Origin of the sequence: Rickettsiella endosymbiont of Miltochrista miniata, assembly GCF_964031245.1 — a bacterium.
Lineage (GTDB): Bacteria > Pseudomonadota > Gammaproteobacteria > Diplorickettsiales > Diplorickettsiaceae > Aquirickettsiella.
The window spans coordinates 640,528-667,442 of sequence record NZ_OZ035017.1 but is presented as its reverse complement, the minus strand read 5'-3'; the positions used below and the strand labels follow the sequence as shown (position 1 = coordinate 667,442).

Here is a 26,915-nt window from a genome sequence, read left to right as displayed (position 1 = left end):
GTATTGTAAAGACAATAGATTTGAAAAAATCTTAGAAAGCTAATAATTGGAGTACTCTATGCCCTGGAACGAACCGGGTGATCCCAGTAAAAACAAAGATCCGTGGACAGGACGACCGAAACAGAATCCTCCTGATCTCGAAGCTTTTCTGCGTGATTTAGTTAAAAAAATCGTCGCTTTATTTAAGCTAAGAATTTTGAATAAGAAATCGGCGTTTGCTCGTCCTTTCTTACCCACAAAACTTAATGCGAAGTCCATTAGTCTGATTTCGATCTTCTGCTTACTTGCGTGGCTTGCGCTCGGCTTTTTTAAAGTCAATATGGATGAATCAGCCGTTATTACTCGCTTTGGGGCCTATAGCACAACACTAGGTTCTGGTTATCATTGGATTCTTAAACCTTTCCAACACTATACAATAATAAATTCCGGCAAAGTGACCACACTTTCCACTCACGTTAAATTATTGACGCAAGATGAAAACAAAATTGCTGTAGACGTCGATATTGATTACTCTATCGTTAACCCACACAACTATCTTTTTGCAACCGTTGATCCTTTGCTCCACTTGGAAGAAACCCTACACAGTGTAATCAATCGGGTACTCAGTCAGTTTACTTTAAACCAACTGCAAACCATTTCACATCTTTCACTCGCAGAACGTTTACAAAAACAACTGAATACATTAACGATAAAACAACAAACCGGATTAGCCATCAAAAATATTGAGCTGGCATCTATCCAAATTCCAAAGCAATTGCAAGCCTCTTTTATCGATGCCGCGAATGCTAAAAGTGATAAAGAACAACTAGAAAAACTAGCCAATGTTTATGCGATTCAAGTAGAACCACGAGCTCAAGCGCTGGCACAACGCTTTATAGCGGATGCCAAGGCTTACCAACAAGAAATAGTATTAAAAGCCAAAACTGATATCATTCGCTTTTTGGCTTTACTCCCTGCTTACGAAGCTTCTCCTGCATTGACACGAAAACGGCTTTACTTAAGCGCCTTGCAAACGATGATGGCACACAGCAATAAACTGATTGTCGCTAATAATGCGAATACTAATTTTTCCTTAGCATTAGATCAGATCCAAACGACATCTCCTGTAAACACAGAGACAGCAGAAAAAACCCCTACTTCGGCTAGCAACGATAAAAAGCCAAGTATTGAGATTGAGAACGAATCAAGTAATAAAACAAATGATACTATCCCCAGTAGTTACAATATTTCCGGAGGATATGAATGATCATTCTAAGAAAAAAAATTCATTTACTCTTAGGTTTTTTAGTCTGTTTATTATTTATTCTTTATCAAAGCGCTACTATTGTGCCCGAAGGTCATAGCGGTTTATTACTGTCTGCAGAAAAATTAACCAACAATGCGCAGGGGAAAGATTTAGTTCTGAAACCTGGCTTACATTTTAAAATCCCTTTTTTGATGCGTCCGATATTGCTGGATAATCGCTTGCAAACACTGTTCTTTAGTGAAACCAGTGATGCAACAAATTTACAAGGTAAACCCATCAACATCGATTATTATGCAAGTTGGCGCATCAGTGATCCCGTGCGTTACTACGAACAAACAAAAAATAATTTGCAGGAAATTAAATTATTAATCAGTCAGCAGATAAACACTTTATTTAATGATAAAGATCCGCATCTATCCTTTAGTCAACTCATCCAACACGGATCATCTGCGCAAATAGATTCTGTTTTGTCTACGGTTAATAAGCAACTTCAAACCGCCGGTATTAAACTTATCGCTATTGGCTTTAAGCAATTACATCTCTCTGCCGATGCTAATGCACGATTATTGAATAGTATGAGTAGTGAACAAGAAAATATTGCCATTGCTCAACGCGCCGAAGGCAAAGCCAATGCCGAATTGATTCGTGCCAACGCCGATAATTCAGTCAGCTTGATTTTGGCTAAGGCAAAAGAAGAAGCCGCAAGAATTCGTGCACAAGGCGATGCCGACGCCGCAAAAATATATAATCAAGCCTACAATAAGAATCCAGAATTTGCTGCTTTTTATCTCAATTTAGAAGCCTATCAACAAGGATTTAACCAGTCCTCAATGAATAATTTTTTGTTATTAAATACAAAAGATCAACCCTTAAAACTAGAAAAAATTAACTCGCACCAAAGCCAGCTTAAATTAACCCGCTAAATCTTATGACAAAAACCATCATCATTATTGGATGCCAATGGGGCGACGAAGGCAAAGGGAAAATTGTTGACTTGCTTACGCAACACGTTAAAGCCGTGGTACGTTTTCAGGGAGGACATAATGCCGGGCATACTTTAGTTATCCAAGGTAAGAAAACTATTTTACGCTTAATCCCTTCTGGAATTTTACATGCCGGCGTAGAATGTTTAATTGGTAATGGCGTGGTAATCTCGCCAGAAGCCCTGATTAAAGAAATGGAAGAGTTAGAACTGCAAGGCATCCCTGCACGACTACGCTTAAAGCTCAGTGCAACCTGCCCTATTATCTTACCCACACATATCGCACTCGACGAAGCACGCGAAAAGAGCGGAAAAAATGCTATCGGCACAACCAAGCGCGGTATTGGGCCTGCCTATGAAGATAAGGTAGCGCGACGCGGTTTACGACTGTGTGATTTTTTTAATCCACAACAGTTCGCTGAAAAATTAAAAACTCTCTTTCATTATCATAATTTTATACTTGAACATTATTATCGAGCACCCACCATCGATTACGAGCAAGCCTGTGCTCATTTATTAACATTAGGCAAACAATTAGTTCCCTTAATTACCGATATCCCTGCACTTTTAGCAGCATATTATCAAGAGAAAAAACCTCTATTATTTGAAGGTGCGCAAGGTACTTTTTTAGATATCGATCAAGGCACTTATCCCTATGTCACTTCATCTAATACCATAGCCGGCTCTGCAGCCACCGGTAGTGGTCTCGGCATCCGTTGTTTTGATTATGTCTTAGGTGTCAGCAAAGCGTATAGTACACGGGTCGGTAACGGCGTTTTCCCAACAGAATTAATCGACCAAGACGGTGATAATCTCAGAGACCGCGGTAACGAATACGGAAGCGTCACCAAGCGTCCACGTCGTTGCGGATGGTTAGATACGGTTTTATTGCGCCGTGCAATCCAATTGAATAGCGTATCAGGTCTTTGTCTAACTAAACTTGACGTGTTAGATACGCTGCCAACTATTAAAATTTGCACCGCTTATCGATTAGGATCACAGGTGTTAACCGATTTACCTTTAAATCCAGAGGATCTCAGCCAATGTATTCCGATGTACGAAGAACTCCCTGGATGGCAAACACCGACTACGCCGATTAAAGAATTGGCTAAATTACCCAAAAATGCACAAGCTTATTTACGCCGTATTGAAGAATTAGTTAGCGTACCGATAGTGATTATTTCTACCGGGGCTGATAGAGATGAAACGATAGTTTTGGAGAAGATTGTTTAAGTTGTAATCTTAATCAACTTTATTAAGAATATTTAATAATAAAGTTAGTGCTAAAACTCTAGGAATCACCATGGAAGGCAAACTAAACGTTCTTATCTGCTATGGCTTAGTTGGCCTCATCATTGCTTTATGGCCAATTTTGGTAAAAGAAAGAATTAACTTAGCAAACTTCCAATACGAAACCTCTATTCAATCCTCTGGGTGGATATGGAGATTAACATGCTTCTTAATTGCTTTTCTTGGTGCATTTTTTATCGCTGGCGAAACTATTCCTAGCTTAGTTTTAAGTTTCCTGCTAATAGTTTCAATGTTAGCTTTAAGCAGTGAAAAATTTGATATAGCTATCCTATTTTCCACCTTTCTAGCCTTATGTGTGTCAACAACCTTACTATGGTGGCATAGACATGGACATACGTTAAACATTAGTGGCTTTTCGACGGCTGCTATTTGTTTTTTTACATTTCTTTTTACTCAGCTATATAAAATTAACCCTAATCCATCTATAAAAATAATTCGTATCTTTACGTGGCTAATCGTTTATATGCTATGTGCGGCCCTGCTAAGCTTTTCCACGGGAATCTTTTCCAATGAAGAATTAATTAAAACGCTCTGGCATCATTGGAGTGCTTATATAGGTCCCGCAGAATTGCTATTATCTGGGGCAGTTATATTTCATGATTTCCCAGCCCAATATGGTCTTGGCCCTACTTTTCTCATTGCTAGTGCGTGTGGTCAGGATTGTTGGCAAGGGATGTATTATATAACTAGCCTTACCACATGGTTATTTTCATTATGTATTGCAAGCTTAGCATTTGCCTTAACACCTAATCGCTGGCCTGAGCGTCTTATTACGCTATCCCTTTGCTTAGCAACCTGTTTTTTTTGGACTGCTTTTCCACCCCTGGCTGGTTCCCCATTGGAAACACCCTCGGTCAGTGGCCTTCGTTTTCTTCCCGTTATTTTTCTAGTTACTTATTTGTTTTTTGTCACTCCTATTGAGCATTCAAAAATAAAAAGCATCATTGCCCATAGTTTTTGGGTGTTTGGAATACTTTGGTCACCCGAATCAGCATTTTATGTTACGTGTGTGTGGTGGCCTTATTATATTTTTGTCCGACGCGCACAAGGAAATATCACTACTCGTTTTAAAGGCCTACTCCAAGCTACAATTCGATTACTTTTAATCGCTGTAAGTTTGATAGTTATTTTTAATATTACCTTTCGCATTATTTATGGCCAAGGACCCACACTCTATGCTTTCCTTGCTTATGCACTTAACCCTCCTGGCGTTTTACCCATCAACCCACTCGGAGGAATAGTATATTTTCTTCTGGTAACAAGTATTGGCATAATCAGCCTATTTCATTTATGGCACAAATCGGGTGATACGCTTGAATTTCGATCAGGATTTTTAATAATACTATCGTGTTACAGTGTTTTTTCTTATTTTCTAGGTCGAAGTCACGATAATACTTTTCTAAATATTTCACCTTTTATTCTATTAGTTTTACTTTATACAGTCTCTATCACCCAAAAAAAATACTTACATAGAATCAGTGTTATTTGTCTGATGGCATTCCTAGGCTGGCTTCCAACTTTTGGTTGGGAAGCATGGCATGACAATATCAGCAAAGGTAGATTACTTTCCTTTAACCCGAACTTACTTCGTGACTATTTAGTATTTTCCTATCCCAAAAATCTTACCGTAACATCCAATCTTGTTAAAAATTCTCATTCTAATTTTACAAAAACACCTTGGGAAGCGATTACTTTTCTTCAGCGATATGAAGAACCTATGACGGTACTTAATTCTACTTTTAGTTTGATAAGTTCCCCCGCTTGGAATGCCATTCATGGTCCAGCCAATTATGTATTCCTTCCTTCTAAACAAAGACGACAGTTTCTAAAGGCAACTGCAAAAACACTGCATCGTTCGGGATGGCTCATTATTGAGAAGAATTCTCCCGTTGAGATGTTTTTAGAAGATTATGATTTTGTGTATAACCGTACAAATTATTTTGATTTTGGAAACTATTATGCGATTCGTTTTAGTCCAAAAAATAATTTATAAAACTAATTAGTAAAAATTATTTAATTAATATTTAAAGGATGAAATTGCAAATTTTATGGCTTTTATTTCTATCTCCGAACATAAAGAACAATTAAAACCAATTCCAGTAACCTCTCCTGCTGATAACCCTTTTCTCTTCTATGTCCGTTGTTTATTTGATTTACAACTCAAAACTATTACCGATTTTCTGCGACCTAAACTAGCTGCTATCTCTAATACGGTTCTTGATATTGGCGCAGGAAATTCTCCTTGGAAAAGTTTTTTAGGCAAAGGTGTTAGCTATGTCGGTTTAGACACTGAATCTGCTAAGGATTTTAATATGAAAAATAATAAAGAAATTATTTATTATTCTGGGGGAATTTTTCCATTTCCTGAGAATAAATTCAGTCATGCACTATGTATCGAAGTTTTAGAACATATTTTTGATACAGAAAATTTTTTAAGCGAAATATTTAGATGCTTAGAGCCTAATGGTCAACTTATATTAACAGTACCTTGGTCAGCTCGTAGACATCATCTACCTTATGATTACTTTCGTTTTACGCCAGAAGCTCTCGAGCAACTTTTTACAAAAAAAGGCTTTACTGATATTAGTATAGAAACCAGAGGGAATGATTTTGCAGTACTTTTTAACAAAACCCTATGTTTAATTCAGAGTATGTTTTTACCAAAAAAGAAAATACTAACGTTTTTAACACTTCCTATTGGATTAATACTTCTACCTAATTTATTATTATTTTTTATTCTGGCCCATCTGTCGATGAAATTAAAAATTAAATCTCAATTTGATCCCTTAGGATTTTCGTTAACCGCTACGAAACCTATAAATGTTTTAAGCTCACCCAATTGATAAGAGATTTTTATGTCATCTGATCGTTCTTGTCCGGTTTGTAAAAGTTCCAGCAAAGACGCTGCGCTTTTCCAGAAAGAAAATATTCATGAAAATCGAATTTCTGGATTCAGTTATGCATCTCGTAAAGAGCCAGAATTTATGTGTCATCGTTTGCTGCGCTGCAAAATATGTGATCTTGTCTATGTCAATAATCCACCTGAAGAGCATCATCTGGCTAATGCCTATCATGTTTCTGAATATGATAGCTCAGAAGAAGCCGATGACGCTGCATTCGCTTATATCAAAACTATCCAGCCCATCCTAGAAAATTTAACCGTTAAAAAGAAAGCCCTTGAAATTGGTTCTGGAACAGGCGTATTTCTTGAATTATTAAAAAATAACGGTTTCGAAGAATTAATTGGCATAGAACCCTCTGCAGCAGCTATTGAAGCTGCACCTATGCATCGCCATGCTTGGTTGCGAAAAGAAATTTTTAAAGAAGAAAATTTTGATCCTGCTTCATTTGATCTCATCTGTTGCTTTATGACGCTGGAACATGTATACGACCCGCTGATAATCGCCCAAGCAGCACAGCGGTTATTAAAACCAAATGGAGCTTTTGTTACAGTAACTCACGATTATAAAAGTTTAATAAACCGCATTCTCGGTAAAAAGTCCCCGATAATCGATATTGAACATATGCAATTATTTTCAAAAAAAAGTATCTGTGAGCTTTTTCAGCGTTCTGATTATACTAATATTTATTCAAAACCATTTATCAATCTGTATTCTTTTAGTTATTGGTTACGTCTCGCACCCTTGCCAACCGCGATAAAAAAGCAATTAAAATGGCTAAGTGGTTTAATTGGCGTTGATAAAATTAAAATTGGATTCAATGTGGGTAATCGAATAACAGCAGGATATAAACTATAAAAAATAAGCGCTGTTAAACTTCTAGTTTTGCAATAATAGATAAATCACTCAAAATGGATTCTAATAAATTTTCTGCATTTAATCCAAAAGAACTGCGCAGATAGGTTTGATCGCCCACTACATGCATGACTTTTTCATCTAAAGCATAAGCATAAATATAGGGACAATCTGGACCCAAACTTGCAGCTAAACTGGTAACCAGACTATTCATTCCACCATACTGCATATGCTCTTCAATAAGAAAAATATGCCTACTATGTCGAAGCAAATCCAAACAATTGTTGGTTGGAAAGGGTTTTAGTAAGGGTATAGAAAACACACCTATATTCAAATTATAATTCTCTTTTAGAAGAAGTTTTGTTTTTATAGCTTCAGATAGCACCGTTCCGTGACAAATAATATTAATATCCGAAAATAGCTCACTTTTGAAACTCGCTTCAATATCAAAATAATCAGAGTGAATGAGTGGTTCGCCGCCTTTAGATAATCTAAGATAACTTGGACCAGAATTTTTTTTTATATAGCCCATACAAGCTTCTAATTCAAAATTATCGGCGGGGCTTAATACCTTCATTTTAGGCATAGGCAACATGACGGCCAGATCTTCTACACCCAAATGCGTATAGCCATTGAGCCCATAGGCCAAACCTGCGCCAACAATGACAACAATCACATTCGCATTATGATAACAAACATCATTTCTAATTTGCTCGAGACAACGAATAGTCCCAAAATTGACAATACTATAAACAAAAACTCTTTTAGCCATTAAGGATAAGCCAACCGCGATTCCTATCATGTTTTGTTCAGCTATACCGACATTAATAAACCTGCTAGGAAACGCTTGCGCAAAAGGTTCCAGTACTGAGAAACCAAGATCGGCTGTTAATAGATAAATACTTTCATCTTCTTTTGCCCATGCACATAAAAGCTGAATAAACCGATTTCTCATAGTAACAGTTCTTTTTGCGCTTGATTATATTGTGCTTCATCGGGCGATCGATAATGCCAAAGCAGATTATTTTCCATGAAACTAACACCTTTGCCCTTAATGGTATGGGCAATGATCACTTTAGGTAAACTCGATTGATAAGCAAAAGCTCGGTCCAAATCAACATAATCATGCCCATCAACCTCTAAAACTTCCCAGTTAAACGATCGCCATTTGTTAGCAAAAGGTTCTAAATTTAATACTTCGTTAATCAGACCAAAGCTTTGAATTTTATTATAATCAATGATAACGGTTAAATTATTCAAGTAATGGTGAGGAGCAAATAAAGCAGCCTCCCAAATAGAGCCTTCGTCACATTCTCCATCACTTAAGATGATATATACCTTTTTTTTACTCGCTAAAGCAATTCCACAGCCCACCGATAGCCCATGACCTAATGCGCCTGTTGACAATTCAATACCTGGAACATTAGCGGTAATGTGTCCTGCAAGTCGCCCCCCATTTTTGCAAAAATCTGCTAATTCTTGAATGGGAAAAAAATCATAATTTGCCAAGGTTGAATAGAGTGCCGCTGCTGCGTGACCTTTACTCATAATAAGAAAATCTCGATCGAGCTTTTCCGGAAATTTTTGATCAACGTCTAAAATTTTTGCATATAAAATATTCAAAATATCGACTACAGAAAAACAACTCGCAATATGAGAAGCTCGTGCAGTATAAATCATATCTAAAATATTTTTTCTAATAGATTTTGATCGTTGAATAAGTTCATCCATAACAAAATTTATAAATTATATTACTAATTCATCTAAATGCGATTGATTTCGAAACCAATCCATCGTCATATTTAATGCATTGTTAAAATTTATATGCGGTTCTAAATTTAAATGCTTTCTAGCCAAACTAATATTTGGAATGTAATTATCATCAGCAATGCTAGATTTTGTATGGTTAACTATTTTTACCTCAACCTGTGGTTCCATACAATTAGCTATCATATTAGCAATTTCGCATATTGAATATCTTTCATTAGAGCCAACGTTATATGCAGTTAAATTTTTACCCTGAAAAAGGATAGTCCACAACCAAATACATAAATCAGAAATATATAAGTAAGAACGAAAAGCATGCCCATCACCTTTTATTAGAATTGGTTCATTATTTAATCGATTCTGAATAAAATTACCAATAGCAAAATGTAAGTCTAAAGGGAGGTACGGTCCAAAAAATGCAAAGCAACGTGCAATTTTAATATCAAAATGATGTTCTTTAGCATACAAATTACTCATATATTCAGCAATAAATTTTCCTATCGAATAGGAAGGCATTAGCCCAGTTGCATCAAATTGTGACAAATTACTTTCATTGATTACATCAACCCCTAGTTGTCTTCCATACATTGCGCCAGAACTTACAAAAAGAAATTTTTTAACACCACAATTTTTTGCAAACTCTAAAGTATATTTAGTACCTTGAACAATAGTTTCCAACATAGCCCACGAAGAAATTCTGGCATAATTACTATCCGTAGCAGCATGGATAATATGGGAAAAATTCCCTTGAGGATATTTAAAATCTAATATATTTCCTTCGCAAAATTTCAATGCTTTATCGTTTATTAGATGTGGACATTTTTTAAAAAAATTAGCTATGTCTCGCGTCAAAACTACCGCTTCAGCATTCAATTTTAATTTTTTATTTGCCCAGATAAAACTTTCTAAAAGCCAACTACCTAAAAACCCCGTTCCGCCAGTTATAAAAATACGCTGATCTTTTAGTTCATTCCATATCGATAAAGTTCGCGAAAGTATATAGTCTAAATCGTTGCCTAAAATATTATCATACATAATAAAGACTTATAATTAAGTGATGGCTTTTTCATCTAGAACATTTTTATTCTTTTGACCTATATCAAAATTAACTCGCTCTTTCTCAACAACTAAAGGGCGTTTCATTATTTTAGTATGTATCGATCCTATATATTCTCCTAATAGTCCAATAAAAAATAATTGCACAGAGAAAAAAAAGAATAAACCACATAAAATAGGAGCTATCCCCATACTAAATGATCGCCAAAACAATAATTTTGCCAGTAAGAAAAATATTGCTAAACAGAAACTTAAAATTGATAGAAAAAATCCGCCAATGGTTGCTAAACGAATAGGCAATTTTGAATAATTAGTAATACCCAGCATTGCAGTATCATATAAAGTATAAAAATTATTTTTTGTTTTACCATGTTTTCTAGTGGGCTGCGTATAAGAAATTTCCTTACGTTCAAAACCAATATCAGATATAAAACCTCTGAAATAAGGATAAGGATCATCGATTTTTTTTAATATATTCAGAAAATCTCGATCATATAAACCAAAGCCTGTAAAATTTCTAACTAAATCAACTTCTGCGATCGCTGTAACAAATTTGTAATACAAACTACGAATTGCAAACATAATCCGTGATTCTTCGCTTTTTTCTTTTATCCCAATAACTATTTTATAACCTGATTCCCAAGCTAAAATAAAATCATAGATCATTTGCGGCGGATCTTGTAGATCGGCTGCAATTAAGATCGAGGCATCGCCATTGGTCTGCAAGAGTCCATAGTAAGGGGATCGTATATGCCCAAAGTTACGTGCATTGATTATTATTTTTACATTACTATCCTTAAAAGCCATTTGCCTTAATATGTTTACAGTTTTATCTTTAGAATCATTATCAATAAATATGCATTCGTATTGATAATGGGAAAGTTTTTTAAAAATATCTTTTATTTTACTATATAATTCAATGATATTATCTTCTTCGTTATAGCAAGGTATTACAATAGAAATTAATTTCATTATTAATATCGCTGATAGTTTAAAGAAATATTTTTAATTGGATAATCCATTTTTTCTCCATGTAATTTTCTATAAAAAAACCAAGTATTTATTAATTAGATAAGATAGAATTGCCATAAATCCACTTGCAATTAAACCGCTTAGATAGAAATTAACGTTCCATAAGCTAAATAGCTTAATTAATATAATAAATAATAAATAAGTAAAAATATTGAATATAATAAATTTTTTAATTAGTTTTATATCCATTTTTTTGAAAACCAATTTACCCATTGTGAAAAAATTAAATACAAAACCAAGCAATCTTGAAAATAAACTCGCATAGAGATAATGAAAGCCTATAAAAATAAAAAAAGCATAAACTCCATAGCCAAATAGTGTATTAATTCCACCGACAAATAAAAAAGCTATAAATTGTTTTCTTGCTTCAAAATTTTCCTTAAGAAAACCAAAAATTATATTAGGTTTAGCTAATGACATAATATATGGTTAAAAATTAGGCTAATGTTTTCTGAAATTCTTCTATTTGTTTTAACGTGATATTTTGCATATTTTCTTCCTTAAAATAACTTTGATACCACTCAACCGTCTTTGCTAGCGCTGTTTCTATATTCCATTGGCTTTTCCAACCTAGAAACTGTTTTGCCTTAGTAGAGTTTAAACGGAGCAAATTAGTTTCACGTTTAAGTTCACTGGAATTTTCAATCCACTGTATTCCGCTTCCCCAATATTTGATAAGTGTATCAGTAAGCCAGCTAACGGTTTTATCTTGATCCTCGCTAGGCCCAAAATTCCAAGCCTGAGTATAAGCTGCCGGGGCTTCATATAAGTGTTTAGCAAGCATAAGATAAGCACTCAATGGCTCTAATACATGTTGCCATGGCCGTAAAGCATTAGGGTAACGTAAAGAAATATTTTGGTGTTTTATACAGGCATTGACCACATCCGGGACCAAACGATTCTGCCCCCAATCTCCACCCCCTATAACATTGCCTGCTCTCGCTGTAGCAATATTAATTCCTCTTTCTTTAAAATAAGAGTATGAATAGGCTTGTGTAATCAATTCCACACACGCCTTACTGCTACTATAAGGATCATAACCACCCAAAGTATCCTCTTCATGATAGCCACGATTTAATTCCTGATTTTGATAACACTTATCACTTGTAACATTGACTATCGCTTTCACTGAGTCTGTGAAACGCGCAGCTTCAAGAAGATTAGTAGTTCCGATTATATTGGTTGAATAGGTTATTAGTGGCTCCTGATATGAAAAATTAACCAGGGGTTGAGCAGCCATATGAATAATTATTTCAGGTTGATATTTTTGTAATGTCCTTTGAAGTAATTCAAAATTCCTTATATCCCCAATTATGCTCTTCATTTTTTCGCCAATCTGAGTAATATCGAAAAGATTTGGCTGGCTAGGAGGTTCTAGAGAAAAACCAACACAATTAACTCCTAAGGATTGCAGCCATAAACAAAGCCAACTTCCTTTAAAACCCGTATGTCCTGTGACTAATACATTTTTTCCGAGCCAAAATTTCATCAATGAATCTACCATTAAAGGGAAATAATATTCTCTGTCACTTGCGAGGTATTTCCCCAAATTTTCCAAGGTGCATTACCTTGTGACCAAAAAGTTTCTAAAGTATTTTTATCCCGTAACGTATCCATAGGATGCCAAAATCCTTTATGAAAAAAAGCCGATAATTCACCCTGTTGAGCTAAAGATTCTAAAGGGTTGTGTTCCCACACAGTATCATCGTTTTCAATATATTGAAGTACTTTGGGAGATAACACAAAAAAACCGCCATTAATCCAGGCACCTTCTTCTCTATGTTTTTCCTTAAAAGCAGTTACTTTATTACCCATAATATCCAAAGCTCCAAACCTACCTAAGGCTTGTACAGCTGTTAAGGTCGCTAAAGTTTTTTGTTGCTTGTGATATTGAATAAGTTCTTTAATATCAACATTGCCCACACCATCACCATAAGTAAAGCAAAAATCCTCGTTATCAAGATACCGAATTGCTTTTTTGAGACGACCACCTGTCATAGTATGTTCTCCAGTCTCAACTAAGGTTACTCGCCATGGCTCCGAATTATTTTGATGAACTATGGTGCAATTCTTCTTCATGTCAAACGTAACATCCGATGTATGCAAATAATAATTCGAAAAGTATTCTTTAATAAGGTATCCTTTGTATCCTAAACATATAATAAAATCATAGATCTCAAAAGCTGAAAAGATTTTCATGATATGCCAGATTATAGGCTTACCGCCGATTTCAATCATAGGTTTAGGACGCAAACTGGTTTCTTCACTAATACGCGTACCTGCTCCTCCTGCTAAAATAACGGCTTTCATCAATCTTCCTTTGTTAAGAATAACTTTATTACTTAATATCGTAACTTAAGTATTTAAATATTTTCAAATCTTAATTTAAACGTAAAATCAGTATTTTGTGGAACTCCATCAACAATAGCCCCTCTTATATAGGTAGGCTTTGCCGAAGCCAACCAAGTAATAGCATTGCCATTATAACTTTTTGGTGATGTTAATCGCAAAAAATAAAGTTCACCCTTTTTCAATGTAATCGGTTTAAATTTAAATGATTCCCAGCCATTATCTTGTAAAAGCCTCTCAGGCCGTTTAAAAGTGATTAATTGTTTACGATCTCTATTCAAAATTTCTAACTGAATATAATTATTATTTTGTCTTGAAAGCGCTGATAAAAATAAATCTACCTGTTTTAGTTTGCCATTTTCAGCAATAAATTTCTGTTCAAAAATCCTACTTGCTGTTAACTCTCCAAAATTTTTTTCTTTATCCGTACTTAAAATATATAAATCTTTATTATTAAAATTTATTATAAACATAAAAATTGCGGGAATGAGAAAAATCAAGATTCCTATGTAATACCTTTGTCGAATATTGTTATATAAAAAGAATGAATCAAGTATATATTTTTTATCAATAAATTTATATTTAAGAATAAATTGTAAAACTAAATAACCCCAAAACAAGGATAAATAGACATTAGAACTAAATCCTTTAAAAAGATTAAATAGAATACTAATATTTAAAAAATGTTTAAGAGGAAAATTAAATAATTTACCTTGAAACATAGCTAGGTCAACATTATCTTGAAAAGATAAAACGGTAAAACCTATAAAAAACACCATCGCGCACAAATCAAAAATCAAAAATTTTGAAATTTTATCTTTACTACTCAATACTGTGGTTAATACCATGGCGGGTGTAATAAATATTAACCATTGGGGATGCCATAACATAAAAAGAAAAGGAAATATACTTGAAAAAAGAAAAATAAATCCGGCTATTTTTTTATAATTATAGGAATTATCTAAGTAGTAAGCAATTCCAACCAATATTGAAAATATGGCAAATATATAATATATTTTCTGACCGCCATAGATTAATCCTGCAGAAAACACACGAGCGATTACAGAAAAGCCCAATACGCCTGAAATATACGCTGAGGAATGAATATATAAGGCCTGAATTATAAACGTTGGTATTAAAAAAATTAAGCCGCATAAAATTAATTTTATAATTTTTTTTTCAAAGAATAGAAGTAAAGGAATAAAAACAAAAAAAGGGAAATATTTAAATGTAATTGCTAATCCAAATAAAAATGAGGCCAAATAATTTTGTTTTTTTAAAAAAATTAAAAATCCAAATAATGTTAAAAATACGTAAAAGATATCATATTGTGAAAAAATGAATTGTGAAAATATCGCTATTGGTGAAGTTAACCAAAGCCAAGTGGCATAGACGCCCCATTTTTCATTTTTTTGATATACTTGTGTTACCTGATAAAAAAGCAGCCCCGTCGCGAGATAGACTAATGAGGTTAAGAGTTTAAGCCAATACACTAAATAAGGAGAGAAATAAAATGGAGATTTTATTAAGCCAAAAAGTTTGAATGGGTACAGCCAGACCGCAAAAATCGCAAATACAGTAGGCGGATAATTTGCCGAGGCGAAATCACCATGACCTTGTATCTTTTTGCAATTGTCATAAAATTCTAAGGGATTACCGAAAAGATAATTTAAAGAATTCCATCCGGTAACATAGATGTCTGATTGAAAAAAAGCGACATAACAAAATAGAAGAAGTAATCCGCCAACGAAATAGTCTGATTTGCCCAATTGACAAGCGGGAAATAATCTCTCAGTGACTTTCATTTAACCAAAGTCCATTTTAATATTTTTGCTAATTTAAGTCCATTTCTAAAAATTTTATAATCAGCATGCTACACTTTTTATATAGTGTTTACAATCAGAATCTCATGCACAATTATCCTATAAATGAGATAGACAAACTTAATATAAGCCAACTAACCTATTTGAGAGCTATATAAAATAATATCAGTCTAATATTTTTTATTTATTTTACAAACTCAGATAATGTTTTGATGATTCCTGAAGAAAATGTCTCTGTAGGTTGCCAATTTAATTCTCCTTTTATCTTATGGGTATTAATGGCATAACGCCAATCATGCCCTGCCCGGTCTTTTACAAAGGTAATTAAGTCAGCGTATTTATAGGAAATAGGTCTAATTTTGTTTAATGTATCACAGATAACTTGAATGACTTCTAGATTAGTTAATTCAGTATTGCCACCAATATTATAGCTTTCCCCCAATTTTCCGTTTCGAATCACTCTGTCGATACCTCTACAATGATCCTCAACATAAAGCCAATCACGAATGTTAGAGCCATCACCATAAACAGGTATTGGTTTTTGTCGTAAGCAACAATCAATAATGGTAGGAATAAATTTTTCATTATGTTGCAAAGGACCATAATTATTTGAGCAATTGGTTATGCTAACAGGAAGCCCATAAGTATTATAATAGGCGCGTACCAGATAGTCAGAAGATGCTTTGCTAGCTGAGTAAGGAGAATTAGGTCGGTAGGGCATTAGTTCAGTAAAAGCTGGCTCATCCTTCCGTAAACTGCCATACACTTCATCAGTGGATATATGATGAAATCGACAATCTTGTTCGTTTAAACCAAGTTCATGTAACCAATATTTTCGACACGAATCTAATAAAGCGAAAGTACCCGATATATTAGTTTGGATAAATTTTTCAGGTGAGTTAATCGAACGATCCACATGTGTTTCAGCGGCAAAATGTACAACCGTATCCACCTTAAAATCATTCAATAGACCCAACACTAATTGACTATCAAGTATATCTCCTTGCACAAAATGATGATTATCAGGATAGGGTAAATTTTTTAAATGATTCAAAGACCCTGCATAAGTGAGTTTATCGAGATTAATAATAAATATTTCAGGATAGAGGGTTTGATAATAGTGCACAAAATGACTTGCTATAAATCCTGCACCGCCAGTGATTAAAATGTTTCTGGGTGTATATGTCATAATAAAATATTCACTACCTTCTTTAAACCCGCAGACCACGTATTTGGTTTAATACCGAACACTTGAACAATCTTGTCGCAAGCCAATTCAGAATTAGGGGGCCTATATGCAATACTAGGATATTCTAATGCTGAAATGGGTATTACTTTTTTTAACTTTAACTCATGGTGTTCCGCTTCTTCTATTATTTTTTTTGCAAATTCATACCAGCTCAGCGATGGTGTTCCTGTATAATGATATGTACCCCATGCAAACTGACCTTTATGTAGACACTCTATTATTTTTAATAAAGTCTGTGCAATATCTCCGGCATAAGTAGGAGCTCCTTTTTGGTCAGCAATAACTCTTAATTCGGTTCGTTCATTTGCTAAGCAAATAATAGTTTTCACAAAATTATTTCCGTAACTTCCAAAAACCCAACTGACGCGTAAAATGATGTGTTTATACCAAATATTTCTTAACAAACTTTCACCACTTAATTTACTTTGCCCATAAACAGATAAGGGATTAGTTTTATCCTCTTCCACGTAAGGAATTTTTTTTTGACCATCAAAAATAAAGTCCGTAGAAATATGCAATAAAGGTATATTATATTCTTGGCCGATTGTTGCTAAATGTTCGACGCCTAATGCATTAACAGCAAAGGCAAGTTCGCTTTCTTTTTCAGCCTTATCTACAGCAGTATAGGCCGCAGCATTAATAATAAAATTTGGCTTAATTGTAGATATCGTTTGTTTTAACTGTCCAAAGTCTGTGATATTCAGTTGCTTATGGGTAAAAGGACATAATTCTAAGTTATACTTTACTGCTAAATCGACAATTTCATGCCCTACTTGACCTTGCGCACCAGTTAATATGACTTTAACCATGAAGAAACCTTAAATTTTCTTTATGCTAAACACTATTTATAAAAAGAGCTTTTTTTTGACAAAATTCCATCTTTAAGTCAATTCTATGTTGCCAACAAACTCTCTATAGATTCAGGTACAAAAGGTATTTTTTGCATTTCATTTTCCTTTTCTGCACTATTATCGAACAACAGAATTTTAGCAGATTTATACTCGGTACAAATGCGTATAAGCTCTAATACTTTATCTTTCTTAGGATTATACAGTTCGACATTAATTAACACAGTGGCATCAGACTTATATTCCTAGTCCTTAAAGATAGTAGTTAAGTACAATCGTTGATATTGTTTATCATTAAAAATCCATCCTTAATGCCTCGACTAGCGGCTATTAAACTTTGCATCGGTGTAGGTGAAAAAATTATTTTTCTTAACTTAAATAAATTTCCAGCTAAAATAAACAATTTACATGAAAGTGAAATATTTTTTTCCTGAAATAGAAATAAGCTATTACGTAGTGAGTAATAATATCGAAGTGATTGTTCATATTGAAAATTGAATTTACTTATTTTTTTGATTTCACCGATTCTATGCGACATATGAACATCAGATAACATGAATATTTGATAATTTTTGAATAAAGCACGTAAACACCATTCCGTATCAACTAAATCGATAAAATATTCTTTTTTGGGATAGCCAATATGTTTTAAAGTGGGTACCGAAATTAACATTCCTGAGCTGATTAACACATGTTTTAAATTTGGCGCTTTTAATAAGCTTCTTATCTTATCCTTTAATGTTCTAGTTTTTGATTCTCCAAGTTCAGGATCCTTCCAGGTTGGACCAATAGCGCACAAACGTGGATGTAATTTTTTTAATCGATAAAAGCCTGAAATCATGTCATTAATAAAATCTGGTGGCAATTGACTATCCTGATCCAGAAATATCACAAAATCAAAATTTTTCTCTTCGGCCATTTGACATGCGGCATGATGTGCACCGCCTACGCCGACATTTTTGGGACTTTTAAATAAAAAAACGTTCTTATTATTATCAAACTCAAAGGATAGAGAACCTTCGCTATTATCGAATAATAAAACCTTGCCTTTTTCATATTGGGAACAGATATCGATTAGGTCCAATACTTTTTTCTTATCAGGATGATAAAGAACGATATTAACTAATACAGCAGGTTTAGACATCATGTACATAAGCTATTTTAATAAATTGCAATATACCTTACACTAGGAAAAAATTAAAGCGATAGAAATGAAATTGCTCTTTTTTAAACAGCACTTAACAAGGAAAGTTATCAGTGAAAGGTATCATATTATCTGGTGGTTCAGGTACTCGCTTACATCCTATAACTAAAGGAATTAGTAAACAGTTACTCCCGATTTATGACAAACCTATGATTTATTATCCCCTCAGCGCTTTAATGTTGGCCGGTATTCAGGAAATATTAGTCATCACCAGCGTTCAAGCCTTGTCCCAATATCAGAGTTTGCTAGGTAACGGCGAACAATGGGGGATCAATCTCAGTTATTTAACCCAAGAAAATCCTGATGGTTTAGCGCAAGCTTTCATTATAGGTGAAAATTTTATTGGCAAAGATTCGGTCGCACTAATTCTAGGTGATAATCTATTTTATGGTGAGAAATTTTCCGAAAGCTTAACATCTGCAGCTGGACAACAACATGGCGCGAAGATTTTCTGTTATTTTGTCAATGATCCTGAGCGCTATGGTGTTGCCGTGTTTGATAACGATCAATGTTTAATTGACATAGAAGAAAAACCAACGTTGCCTAAATCAAATTGGGCGGTCACAGGTCTTTATTTTTATGATAATCAAGTGATTGATATTGCCAAAAATATTAAGCCTTCTAAACGTGGTGAATTGGAGATTACTGATGTGAATCGCCAATATTTAAGTCAAGGACAACTTTCACATCAACTAATCAGCCGTGGCAGTACTTGGTTAGATACCGGAACACACGATGCTTTATTAGAAGCTTCTCATTTTGTACAAGTCGTTGAAAAGAGGCAAGGCTTAAAAATAGCGTGTTTAGAAGAAATTGCTTGGCGAAAAGGGTTTATAACCGGTGAAGCTTTAGAAATTGCTGCTCGTAAATTACTCAATAGCAATTATGGTAACTATTTACTCGCTATACTGAAAAGAGCATTATGAAAATTATACCAACACCTATCCAAGATTTAATGGTAATCGATCCGATGTCTCATCAAGATGAACGAGGTTTTTTTTTAGAAGCTTTTCAGGCAGAACGCTATCAACGATTGCTAAAAAAAAATATTTATTTTGTTCAAGATAATTTATCTCGTTCCAGTAAAAATGTATTGCGAGGGCTGCATTATCAGATCAACCAGGCCCAAGATAAATTAGTCACTGTCATCCGCGGTAGTGTATTTGATGTGGCAGTGGATATCAGGACCGGTTCTGCTACTTTCGGGCACTGGTTTGGCATTATTTTGAACGATGAAAACCATTATCAACTTTTTATACCAAAAGGGTTTGCGCACGGTTTTTGCGTACTAAGTGAGATCGTTGATTTTCATTATAAATGCAGTGATTATTACAATCCTGAAGCTGAGCGAGGCATACTTTGGTCCGATCCAAACTTGGCTATTGATTGGCCACTGTCAGCGCCTATAATCTCACCTAAAGATAAAAATTATGCTTGCCTAAAAAATATTTTACCTGGTTTATTATTTTAACAACCATTTCCACGAATAATATAAAGCAGACTTACTCGCAATCCTTGCCATACGTTTATCTCGATAGGGAGCACGTCGCCAAACATGCTTGATTCTAACTGTCGGTGAATAAGCAATTTCAGAAATTTTTGCCAAGCGTCGACCTAAATCGGAGTCATCATAATACATAAAAAATTTTTCATCAAACCCACCTAAACGTTTAAGCAAATTCAAGCGGCAAAACATAAAACAACCGGTAGGATTACTTAATTTAAATATTACTTCATTATAATTTTTATCTTGCATCTCAAATTTTCTTAATTGATTCAAAAAAATTTTCTTAAAAATATCAGGAGCAAACCGACGCAAAAAACTAATCCAAAGGCTAGGATTATGCCGACAAAGATGTACTCTGTTTTCATCCATATCATATACATCAGGAACTAACATGCCGACTTGCTGATGCTGCTGCATAAATTCAAATGCATTTTTCAGCGTATCGGGCATTAAATACACATCATTATTCAGAATTAGATGATATTCCGCATTACTTGTTAATATAACTTGGTTGTGCCCATAACCATAACCGCCGTTTTTGGGAGAAATTAGATAAGTAATTGGTAAATTTGTAAAATTATTTTTAATTTTGAATTCTAAATCATTTTTTTTATTTAATTCTAAAGCACCATTATCTATAATGCTAATTTTATGAGAAATATCTTTGGGAATCGCATTGAGCAAACTTAAAAGGCATTCTTTTATTTGTAAGAAATCTTCTCCGTATATAACTATACTAATTGAAAGTTTAATTGGACACATAAATTTCTCTTGGATTATGTTAATTAAAATGATGAATTTCTTGATACAGATTTTTTATCTGCGCTACCATTTTTTGCGTAGTGAAATTTTCTTTAGCATAATGATAAGCCGATCGACCTAAAGATTGTAGCAATAAAGGTTCCTGATAAAGCTTATAGATTGCATTTGCCAGTGCTATAGAGCAGCGTGGAGGAACAACAAAGCCAGTCACAGCATCTAGATTCAAATTACTCGCAGCTTGAGTCACATCACAACAAATGACTGGTTTTGCACAAGCCATCGCTTCTAATTGAGCTATTCCAAATGCTTCACTTTCATTAATCGATGGCAAACAAAATAAATCACAAGCATGATAATAAGCTGGTAAATCTTGCTTAGCTATTTGTCCCAGAAAAAAGACTCGTTGTTCTAATTGTAAAATTTTGACTTGTTGCTTCAATTTTTGTGTTAATGCCCCCTCTCCTCCTAATAACAAAATAATATTCTTAGGCAATTGTTGCATTGCTTCAATTAAATAACAAAATCCCTTGTAATAGACATGTCTACCTAAAGCAAATACCAGAAAACGCTGAGAATATTGGTGTTTAATCTGATCGATTTTTTCCTGGCATTTATTGATCAAAAAATAATCAAAATCCACGCCGTAAGGGATAGTATGAATAATATTACGTTCCCTGGCGGCTTTAATCTGTTTAGAATGTTCAGCTAAATAAGGGGTCGATACAATTAGCGCGCTGGCCTGCTTCAATAAGCGATTAACAAAGGGTTGATAGAGCCGTAATAATTTCTTTTGTCTTATCACATCACTATGCCAGCTAATAATTCGTTTCACTGAATCAGGTAGAATTTCTGAAGCGAGGTGCGCCATAGGATTGGGCAAATGCAAATGGACGATAGAAAACTGATAATGCTGATAAAGTTTTTTTATATGGTAAGGCATGCTGGGACAAAAAGGAGTCCTAGCAAACATCCCTGCTAAAGCTATGCTACATTCAATGTAACCTGATTGTTCAATTATTTCATTTCTAAAAGAATTATTAGCAACCAAATTGAACAAATTAAAATCAAGACTCAATCCGGTAAGTAGCATATCAACAACAGTTTCGATTCCCCCTACTTGCTCATTCGAGAATTTTCCTAAATGTAAAATGTTTTCCATAAGTCCTTTGCGACCTTCCAGTCATTCGAATACAGTTGATATATTGATATACTAAAAAAGCTATGTTTCAATGGTCTTTAAATTATTTGGGTATGTATTTAGATAAATTAGGATTAAATCTTTACTCAAGCCCAAAGTTGGTATTCAATAACATACCTAGAGTTCCAAGCTTTAACAATAACAATAGCTCCAAAGGATAAAAAACAAAGACTTACTTTTAAAAATCTACTAAGTTCAAGGATGAAATAAGATGCTTGTCCCTGTTGTTTTGTCAGGTGGGAATGGGTCTCGCTTATGGCCTGTTTCTCGTGAAGCACACCCTAAACCCTTTATCCGGCTCAATAATGATCCTTATTCATTAATTCAGAAAACTTACCAACGTGCTGTCAACCTACCTAATGTTGAAAAAATTATCACCGTAACTAACTTTGAATATTATTATCAAAGTAAAAAAGAGCTTAGTGATTTGGGTTTGGCAGCTAACTCAAAAGAATTTAATTTTATTTTGGAGCCTTGTTCTCGAAACACAGCAGCGGCCATCGTCTTTAGCGCATTATTTATAAAAGAAATGATTGACCCAGAAGCAATATTATTGGTATTACCTGCCGATCATATCATTTTGAACCAAGACAAGTTTAACTCAAGCATAGCAAAAGCATATCAACTAGCAAAAAAAAATTTATTGACTACCTTTGGAATTATTCCTCACAAACCCGAAACAGCATATGGATATATTCAATATTTTGAATCTAAGGAGTTAAATTCTGCTTTTAAAGTTGTAAATTTCTTCGAAAAACCTAAATGTGAAGAAGCAAAATCATTCATAGAACAAGGCAATTATCTTTGGAACTCTGGTATTTTTTGTTTTAGTGTTAAAGCTTTTTTACAAGCAATAAAACAATATGCGCCAGAACTTTATCTTAAAGCATCAAATTGTTGGAAATTAAGCATTAAACAGAATAATAACTTTCAAGATAAAATAAAATTAGAGAAAGAAAGTTTTTCTGTATTAGAAAATATTTCAATTGATTATGCATTAATGGAAAAAGCACAAAATATTGCGGTTCTACCAGCAGATTTCGGTTGGTCAGATGTTGGTTCTTGGGATGCATTAAATACATTATTAGAACCATCAGAACATGGTAACCGTATAGTAGGAAATGCATTTTTAAAAGAAACTCATAATACGACTATTTATAGTCAAAATTCTCCTGGAAGACTAATTGCCGTACTAGGAGTAAAAAATTTAACCATTGTCGATACTATTGATGCCTTGCTAATCTGTGAGCAAGATCAGGTGCAGAAAGTCAAGCAAGTAGTAGAAGAATTAAAGTTAAATGGACAAGAGTCTTATCGCTATCATCAAACTGTTTATCGTCCCTGGGGGCATTACACCATTTTAGATCAAGGCCTAAATTATAAATTGAAACGATTGATAGTGCATGCTGGTGCTAGTTTATCCTTACAAATGCATCAATACCGCAGTGAATATTGGGTTGTCGTTGCTGGCACGGCCACTGTAGAAAATGATCAAAAAAAAATTATACTAAAGGAGCAAGAATCAACCTTTATAGCTCTGGGACATAAACATTGTTTAAGTAATTTTGATGACCAAGACTTAATTTTGATTGAGCTACAAATAGGTAGTTATTTAGGTGAAGACGATATTATCCGATTTAGAGATAATTATGATCGGGAGCATCATACAATTAGCAAAGAAGAAAATCTTTGTCATTGATTTTAAATATATAAATTTTTTAAAACGGCTTAATAGGAAAATTAATTAATTATGCAAGAAAAAAATATAGATACATTTAAATCGGATGTTATTGCCAATGGCGGATATCAATATTCAAATACTAAAAGATTATCTAGTATATTATCTAGCACGAGAACAAGCAAAGTTATTCATCAGGCGTTAGGCGACATAAAGGGAAAAAAAATTATTGATATTGGCTGTGGAGATGGCATATTTACTGAGGAACTTCTTGCATTAGATCCTGAATTTGTGACAGGGGTTGATCCAAATGATGCTGCCATTGCGGTTGCTAAAAAAAATATGGCGCATATAAAAAATATCGAATTTCAGGTGATGGATGTTTATCAAATTCCACTCATTAAAAAATATGATATAGCCATTGTACGAGGAGTTTTGCACCATTTATACCAAGTAGAAAAAGCTATCGAAATAATATGCAATATCGCAAATGAAATTATTGTGGCAGAACCAAATGGATATAATCCTGTGCTGAAAATATTAGAAAAAGTTTCTCCGTATCACATCGCTCATGAAGAAAAATCTTATTCGCCTAGGAAAATAGATAAATGGTTCAGAAATAATGGAGGACTTATAATTGAATCGATGTATGTTGGGTTTGTACCTTTGTTTTGTCCAGATTTTTTAGCAAAAATATTGAATTTTTTTGAACCTTATTTCGAGAAAACACCTTTACTACGTAATTTTTCTTGTGGTCAATATGTACAAAAAATTCAGATTAAAAATTTAACTAATTCCTAAAGAATTTAGTGTTTGACGATAAACCGCCAGAGTATCCTCTATACAAGATTTCCAAGAAAACTTAGCTGCCTGAAGAGGACCTAGCTGTTTTAACCTGTCACGTAAAGTTAAATCATTTATTAATTGATTTAATTTATCTGCTATCAAATCTATTTCAAATGGGTTAACCGGCATAGCTGCATCTCCCACTACTTCTGGCATTGCGGATTCACTACTGGCAAGTGTAGGTATACCACTGGCCATCGCCTCTAATAAAGGCAATCCAAAGCCTTCGTATATGGATATATAGATAAATCCATATGCACCAGAGTATAAATAAGGCAAATCAGCTTCCGGCACATAACCTAAACAGTACAATTGTTCTTTTTTAATGAGCGAGCGAGTTAGCTTTTCAAAACAGCGTGTGTTCCACCCTTTGATTCCTACCAAAACCAAAGGATATTTTTTGCGCTGCTTTTCAGGTAGTCGGCTGAAAGCTTGGATTAAATGTTCTAAATTTTTTCGCGGCTCCAAAGTTCCAACACTAAGTAAATAAGATTTTTCATGTAAGTTATAAGCTAAAATAGTTTTTTTTATTTCATGAAACTGACGTGGTCTAAATACATTAGAAACCCCATGGTAAATACGTGTTATTTTATTAGGTGATAATGAAAAAAGGTTAATAAGCTCATTACGAACAAAATCAGATCCAGTAATGATATGATCGGCATTATTTATACTTATAGGTAAATTATATCTTAAATACTTTACTCTTTCTTTAGGATGATATTCGGGATAATGAATATGTGATAAATCATGTATGGTGCAAATTTTAGGACCCAAATAAGGGCTTAATATATAGCAAGGTTCATGATAAATATATTTATCATGAACTAAAAAACGAGTTTTTTTTATAAATTGTGTACTTCGATACCGACTTAACAGAGAATAGGTGCCGGGAAAAAATTTAATAATTTTTTTTAAATTTGTTTGAAAAATAATTTTTTTTATTATCTGATTAGACTCTTTTAAACTAGGAATACAAATAAGTTGATTAATAATCTTATGCTTTTGCAAGCCTTGTAGCAAATTACGAGTGTACCACCCAATTCCAGTTAAGGTAGATTGTAAAGTTTGTGTATTTAAAATAATATTCATATTGTTTAACTTTCTATTCTGATATTAAGAGCAGGCTTAAGTATAGTTATATAGACTATTTAATAATAGTAGAATTTTTTATAGGACTTTGTTAACATTCGTTATCACTCAAAGGATTGAAAATGACCAAGAAAGCACTAATTACTGGAATAACTGGCCAAGATGGTGCCTATCTCGCACAATTTTTGTTGGAAAAAAATTATAAAGTTTATGGATTAGTTGCACGAAGAACGAGTGACAGTCTATGGCGTTTACGTGAATTAAATATTGAATCTACGATACAATTTATTAATGGCGATATGATAGATTCGGCATCTTTAATACGCGCTATGGAAATATCAGAAGCTGATGAGGTCTATAACCTTGCTGCGCAAAGCTTTGTCGGCACTTCTTGGGAACAACCAAGTTTAACCGGCCAAGTAACTGCATTAGGTGTGACTAATCTTTTAGAGGCGATACGATTAACTCATCCTAACGCTAAATTTTATCAAGCTTCAAGTAGTGAAATATTTGGTCTTATTCAAGCAAAACAACAAAATGAAAAAACTCCTTTTTACCCACGAAGTCCTTATGCCGTAGCCAAAGTATATGGTCATTGGATTACAGTTAATTATCGCGAAAGCTTTGGTTTGCACGCTTCAAATGGAATATTATTTAATCATGAATCTCCATTAAGGGGTATTGAGTTTGTTAGTCGTAAAATTAGTTATACCGTCGCAGAGATTCACCTGGGGAAAAAAAAGGAACTTTACTTAGGTAATGTCGATGCCAAACGAGATTGGGGGTATGCTGGCGATTACATTGAAGCAATGTGGTTAATGCTACAACAAAGTAATCCAGACGATTATGTTATTGCAACTGGATATAGCACTACTGTCAAAGATTTTTGTCGGTTAGCTTTTAATCATGTAGGCTTAGATTATCAGAATTATCTTATAATTGACCCTAAATTATTTAGGCCCGCCGAAGTAGATATATTGTTGGGCGATCCCACCAAAGCTAATAAAAATCTTAATTGGAAAGCAAAAACACAATTAGCTACTTTGATTGGCATGATGGTTGATAGCGATATAGCTCGTATAAAAGCTAAATAAATTATGCTGTAGCGATATTTTTCTTAATATTCCTTCTTTCTCGTGGGTTAACAATGGAATTTATAATGTTAAAAAGTTTTTTGCTGATAAATATCTAGAACTAATTTTTTTATCTA

General features: G+C 33.9%; 26 protein-coding genes. 11 read left to right on the top strand and 15 right to left on the bottom strand.

Going from position 1 to position 26,915, the window contains the following annotated elements; translation table 11 throughout:
• The first annotated feature begins 58 nt into the window (after positions 1 to 58).
• The 6 genes from hflK (at position 59) to AAHH40_RS03020 (ending at position 7,297) form a co-directional block, all read left to right on the top strand.
• Complete coding sequence (gene hflK, locus AAHH40_RS03045) at positions 59 to 1,246, top strand: FtsH protease activity modulator HflK (RefSeq protein WP_342220649.1); 1,188 nt, start codon at positions 59 to 61, stop codon at positions 1,244 to 1,246.
• Positions 1,243 to 2,169, top strand: coding sequence for a protease modulator HflC (locus AAHH40_RS03040; RefSeq protein WP_342220648.1), 927 nt, complete (start codon positions 1,243 to 1,245; stop codon positions 2,167 to 2,169). Before hflK ends, AAHH40_RS03040 begins: the two co-directional genes overlap by 4 nt.
• A 5-nt stretch (positions 2,170 to 2,174) precedes the next feature.
• Positions 2,175 to 3,461: an adenylosuccinate synthase gene (locus tag AAHH40_RS03035; RefSeq protein WP_342220647.1), complete on the top strand. Its 1,287-nt coding sequence runs from the start codon at positions 2,175 to 2,177 to the stop codon at positions 3,459 to 3,461.
• Positions 3,462 to 3,531: 70 nt separating this feature from the next.
• A complete protein-coding gene (locus AAHH40_RS03030) occupies positions 3,532 to 5,532 on the top strand; it encodes a hypothetical protein (protein WP_342220646.1) in 2,001 nt (666 codons plus the stop codon).
• Positions 5,533 to 5,587: 55 nt separating this feature from the next.
• Entirely contained in the window at positions 5,588 to 6,382 is a 795-nt protein-coding gene (locus AAHH40_RS03025) for a class I SAM-dependent methyltransferase (RefSeq protein ID WP_342220645.1), read from the top strand.
• A 12-nt stretch (positions 6,383 to 6,394) separates the two neighbouring features.
• A complete protein-coding gene (locus AAHH40_RS03020; RefSeq protein WP_342220644.1) occupies positions 6,395 to 7,297 on the top strand; it encodes a class I SAM-dependent methyltransferase in 903 nt (300 codons plus the stop codon).
• 13 nt (positions 7,298 to 7,310) lie between these two features.
• Here the strand turns inward: AAHH40_RS03020 and AAHH40_RS03015 are convergent, their stop codons facing one another.
• The 12 genes from AAHH40_RS03015 to AAHH40_RS02960 all read right to left on the bottom strand — a co-directional run bounded on the left by AAHH40_RS03015 (position 7,311) and on the right by AAHH40_RS02960 (position 18,565).
• Positions 7,311 to 8,249, bottom strand: coding sequence for a transketolase family protein (locus tag AAHH40_RS03015; RefSeq protein ID WP_342220643.1), 939 nt, complete (start codon positions 8,247 to 8,249; stop codon positions 7,311 to 7,313).
• Positions 8,246 to 9,025 carry a transketolase gene (locus AAHH40_RS03010; protein WP_342220642.1) on the bottom strand — a complete coding sequence of 260 codons (780 nt, stop codon included), beginning with the start codon at positions 9,023 to 9,025 and terminating at the stop codon, positions 8,246 to 8,248. The genes AAHH40_RS03015 and AAHH40_RS03010 overlap by 4 nt, the downstream gene beginning before the upstream one ends.
• 15 nt (positions 9,026 to 9,040) lie before the next feature.
• Positions 9,041 to 10,096, bottom strand: coding sequence for an NAD(P)-dependent oxidoreductase (locus AAHH40_RS03005; RefSeq protein ID WP_342220641.1), 1,056 nt, complete (start codon positions 10,094 to 10,096; stop codon positions 9,041 to 9,043).
• Positions 10,097 to 10,111: 15 nt separating this feature from the next.
• Positions 10,112 to 11,089 carry a glycosyltransferase family 2 protein gene (locus AAHH40_RS03000; RefSeq protein WP_342220640.1) on the bottom strand — a complete coding sequence of 326 codons (978 nt, stop codon included), beginning with the start codon at positions 11,087 to 11,089 and terminating at the stop codon, positions 10,112 to 10,114.
• A 69-nt stretch (positions 11,090 to 11,158) separates the two neighbouring features.
• Positions 11,159 to 11,569 (bottom strand): GtrA family protein, encoded by a 411-nt coding sequence (locus AAHH40_RS02995; RefSeq protein ID WP_342220639.1) that lies wholly within the window; start codon positions 11,567 to 11,569, stop codon positions 11,159 to 11,161.
• Between the two features lie 16 nt (positions 11,570 to 11,585).
• Positions 11,586 to 12,638: a CDP-glucose 4,6-dehydratase gene (rfbG, locus tag AAHH40_RS02990; protein ID WP_342220638.1), complete on the bottom strand. Its 1,053-nt coding sequence runs from the start codon at positions 12,636 to 12,638 to the stop codon at positions 11,586 to 11,588.
• Between the two features lie 14 nt (positions 12,639 to 12,652).
• Positions 12,653 to 13,459: a glucose-1-phosphate cytidylyltransferase gene (gene rfbF, locus AAHH40_RS02985; RefSeq protein WP_342220637.1), complete on the bottom strand. Its 807-nt coding sequence runs from the start codon at positions 13,457 to 13,459 to the stop codon at positions 12,653 to 12,655.
• A gap of 53 nt (positions 13,460 to 13,512) precedes the next feature.
• Positions 13,513 to 15,303, bottom strand: coding sequence for a glycosyltransferase family 87 protein (locus AAHH40_RS02980; RefSeq protein ID WP_342220636.1), 1,791 nt, complete (start codon positions 15,301 to 15,303; stop codon positions 13,513 to 13,515).
• Positions 15,304 to 15,505: 202 nt separating this feature from the next.
• The gene (rfbB, locus tag AAHH40_RS02975) at positions 15,506 to 16,510 is read right to left on the bottom strand and encodes a dTDP-glucose 4,6-dehydratase (RefSeq protein ID WP_342220635.1); all 1,005 of its coding nucleotides are present in this window, start codon (positions 16,508 to 16,510) and stop codon (positions 15,506 to 15,508) included.
• The gene (gene rfbD, locus AAHH40_RS02970; protein WP_342220634.1) at positions 16,507 to 17,379 is read right to left on the bottom strand and encodes a dTDP-4-dehydrorhamnose reductase; all 873 of its coding nucleotides are present in this window, start codon (positions 17,377 to 17,379) and stop codon (positions 16,507 to 16,509) included. The genes rfbB and rfbD overlap by 4 nt, the downstream gene beginning before the upstream one ends.
• 83 nt (positions 17,380 to 17,462) lie before the next feature.
• Positions 17,463 to 17,642, bottom strand: coding sequence for a hypothetical protein (locus AAHH40_RS02965; RefSeq protein WP_342220633.1), 180 nt, complete (start codon positions 17,640 to 17,642; stop codon positions 17,463 to 17,465).
• 41 nt (positions 17,643 to 17,683) lie between these two features.
• Entirely contained in the window at positions 17,684 to 18,565 is an 882-nt protein-coding gene (locus AAHH40_RS02960; RefSeq protein WP_342220632.1) for a glycosyltransferase family 2 protein, read from the bottom strand.
• 110 nt (positions 18,566 to 18,675) lie between these two features.
• On the opposite strand from AAHH40_RS02960, the gene rfbA reads away from it, so the two are divergent.
• Entirely contained in the window at positions 18,676 to 19,548 is an 873-nt protein-coding gene (gene rfbA / locus AAHH40_RS02955) for a glucose-1-phosphate thymidylyltransferase RfbA (RefSeq protein ID WP_342220631.1), read from the top strand.
• Positions 19,545 to 20,093, top strand: coding sequence for a dTDP-4-dehydrorhamnose 3,5-epimerase (gene rfbC / locus AAHH40_RS02950; RefSeq protein WP_342220630.1), 549 nt, complete (start codon positions 19,545 to 19,547; stop codon positions 20,091 to 20,093). The genes rfbA and rfbC overlap by 4 nt, the downstream gene beginning before the upstream one ends.
• Here the strand turns inward: rfbC and AAHH40_RS02945 are convergent.
• Together AAHH40_RS02945 and AAHH40_RS02940 are read right to left on the bottom strand one after the other, a co-directional pair.
• Positions 20,085 to 20,891, bottom strand: coding sequence for a glycosyltransferase (locus AAHH40_RS02945; protein ID WP_342220629.1), 807 nt, complete (start codon positions 20,889 to 20,891; stop codon positions 20,085 to 20,087). The two genes, rfbC and AAHH40_RS02945, sit on opposite strands and share 9 nt — an antisense overlap.
• Positions 20,892 to 20,910: 19 nt before the next feature.
• Positions 20,911 to 22,050: a glycosyltransferase gene (locus tag AAHH40_RS02940; RefSeq protein ID WP_342220628.1), complete on the bottom strand. Its 1,140-nt coding sequence runs from the start codon at positions 22,048 to 22,050 to the stop codon at positions 20,911 to 20,913.
• A gap of 250 nt (positions 22,051 to 22,300) precedes the next feature.
• On the opposite strand from AAHH40_RS02940, the gene AAHH40_RS02935 reads away from it, so the two are divergent.
• Together AAHH40_RS02935 and AAHH40_RS02930 are read left to right on the top strand one after the other, a co-directional pair.
• Positions 22,301 to 23,788, top strand: a complete 1,488-nt coding sequence (locus tag AAHH40_RS02935) for a mannose-1-phosphate guanylyltransferase/mannose-6-phosphate isomerase (protein ID WP_342220627.1) — start codon at positions 22,301 to 22,303, stop codon at positions 23,786 to 23,788.
• Positions 23,789 to 23,839: 51 nt separating this feature from the next.
• Positions 23,840 to 24,568 (top strand): class I SAM-dependent methyltransferase, encoded by a 729-nt coding sequence (locus AAHH40_RS02930; RefSeq protein WP_342220626.1) that lies wholly within the window; start codon positions 23,840 to 23,842, stop codon positions 24,566 to 24,568.
• On the opposite strand, the gene AAHH40_RS02925 is transcribed toward AAHH40_RS02930, so the two are convergent.
• Positions 24,554 to 25,705, bottom strand: a complete 1,152-nt coding sequence (locus tag AAHH40_RS02925; protein WP_342220625.1) for a glycosyltransferase family 1 protein — start codon at positions 25,703 to 25,705, stop codon at positions 24,554 to 24,556. The genes AAHH40_RS02930 and AAHH40_RS02925 overlap by 15 nt on opposite strands.
• A 122-nt stretch (positions 25,706 to 25,827) precedes the next feature.
• On the opposite strand from AAHH40_RS02925, the gene AAHH40_RS02920 reads away from it, so the two are divergent.
• Complete coding sequence (locus tag AAHH40_RS02920; RefSeq protein ID WP_342220624.1) at positions 25,828 to 26,799, top strand: GDP-mannose 4,6-dehydratase; 972 nt, start codon at positions 25,828 to 25,830, stop codon at positions 26,797 to 26,799.
• The last annotated feature ends 116 nt before the right edge of the window (positions 26,800 to 26,915 follow it).

Excerpts from the sequence above, each read along its gene's own strand:
- hflK (WP_342220649.1), top strand. The coding sequence starts at position 59 with ATGCCCTGGAACGAACCGGGTGATCCCAGTAAAAACAAAGATCCGTGG.
- AAHH40_RS03040 (WP_342220648.1), top strand. The coding sequence starts at position 1,243 with ATGATCATTCTAAGAAAAAAAATTCATTTACTCTTAGGTTTTTTAGTC.
- AAHH40_RS03035 (WP_342220647.1), top strand. The coding sequence starts at position 2,175 with ATGACAAAAACCATCATCATTATTGGATGCCAATGGGGCGACGAAGGC.
- AAHH40_RS03030 (WP_342220646.1), top strand. The coding sequence starts at position 3,532 with ATGGAAGGCAAACTAAACGTTCTTATCTGCTATGGCTTAGTTGGCCTC.
- AAHH40_RS03025 (WP_342220645.1), top strand. The coding sequence starts at position 5,588 with ATGGCTTTTATTTCTATCTCCGAACATAAAGAACAATTAAAACCAATT.
- AAHH40_RS03020 (WP_342220644.1), top strand. The coding sequence starts at position 6,395 with ATGTCATCTGATCGTTCTTGTCCGGTTTGTAAAAGTTCCAGCAAAGAC.
- AAHH40_RS03015 (WP_342220643.1), bottom strand. The coding sequence starts at position 8,249 with ATGAGAAATCGGTTTATTCAGCTTTTATGTGCATGGGCAAAAGAAGAT.
- AAHH40_RS03010 (WP_342220642.1), bottom strand. The coding sequence starts at position 9,025 with ATGGATGAACTTATTCAACGATCAAAATCTATTAGAAAAAATATTTTA.
- AAHH40_RS03005 (WP_342220641.1), bottom strand. The coding sequence starts at position 10,096 with ATGTATGATAATATTTTAGGCAACGATTTAGACTATATACTTTCGCGA.
- AAHH40_RS03000 (WP_342220640.1), bottom strand. The coding sequence starts at position 11,089 with ATGAAATTAATTTCTATTGTAATACCTTGCTATAACGAAGAAGATAAT.
- AAHH40_RS02995 (WP_342220639.1), bottom strand. The coding sequence starts at position 11,569 with ATGTCATTAGCTAAACCTAATATAATTTTTGGTTTTCTTAAGGAAAAT.
- rfbG (WP_342220638.1), bottom strand. The coding sequence starts at position 12,638 with ATGAAATTTTGGCTCGGAAAAAATGTATTAGTCACAGGACATACGGGT.
- rfbF (WP_342220637.1), bottom strand. The coding sequence starts at position 13,459 with ATGAAAGCCGTTATTTTAGCAGGAGGAGCAGGTACGCGTATTAGTGAA.
- AAHH40_RS02980 (WP_342220636.1), bottom strand. The coding sequence starts at position 15,303 with ATGAAAGTCACTGAGAGATTATTTCCCGCTTGTCAATTGGGCAAATCA.
- rfbB (WP_342220635.1), bottom strand. The coding sequence starts at position 16,510 with ATGACATATACACCCAGAAACATTTTAATCACTGGCGGTGCAGGATTT.
- rfbD (WP_342220634.1), bottom strand. The coding sequence starts at position 17,379 with ATGGTTAAAGTCATATTAACTGGTGCGCAAGGTCAAGTAGGGCATGAA.
- AAHH40_RS02960 (WP_342220632.1), bottom strand. The coding sequence starts at position 18,565 with ATGATGTCTAAACCTGCTGTATTAGTTAATATCGTTCTTTATCATCCT.
- rfbC (WP_342220630.1), top strand. The coding sequence starts at position 19,545 with ATGAAAATTATACCAACACCTATCCAAGATTTAATGGTAATCGATCCG.
- AAHH40_RS02945 (WP_342220629.1), bottom strand. The coding sequence starts at position 20,891 with ATGTGTCCAATTAAACTTTCAATTAGTATAGTTATATACGGAGAAGAT.
- AAHH40_RS02940 (WP_342220628.1), bottom strand. The coding sequence starts at position 22,050 with ATGGAAAACATTTTACATTTAGGAAAATTCTCGAATGAGCAAGTAGGG.
- AAHH40_RS02935 (WP_342220627.1), top strand. The coding sequence starts at position 22,301 with ATGCTTGTCCCTGTTGTTTTGTCAGGTGGGAATGGGTCTCGCTTATGG.
- AAHH40_RS02930 (WP_342220626.1), top strand. The coding sequence starts at position 23,840 with ATGCAAGAAAAAAATATAGATACATTTAAATCGGATGTTATTGCCAAT.
- AAHH40_RS02925 (WP_342220625.1), bottom strand. The coding sequence starts at position 25,705 with ATGAATATTATTTTAAATACACAAACTTTACAATCTACCTTAACTGGA.
- AAHH40_RS02920 (WP_342220624.1), top strand. The coding sequence starts at position 25,828 with ATGACCAAGAAAGCACTAATTACTGGAATAACTGGCCAAGATGGTGCC.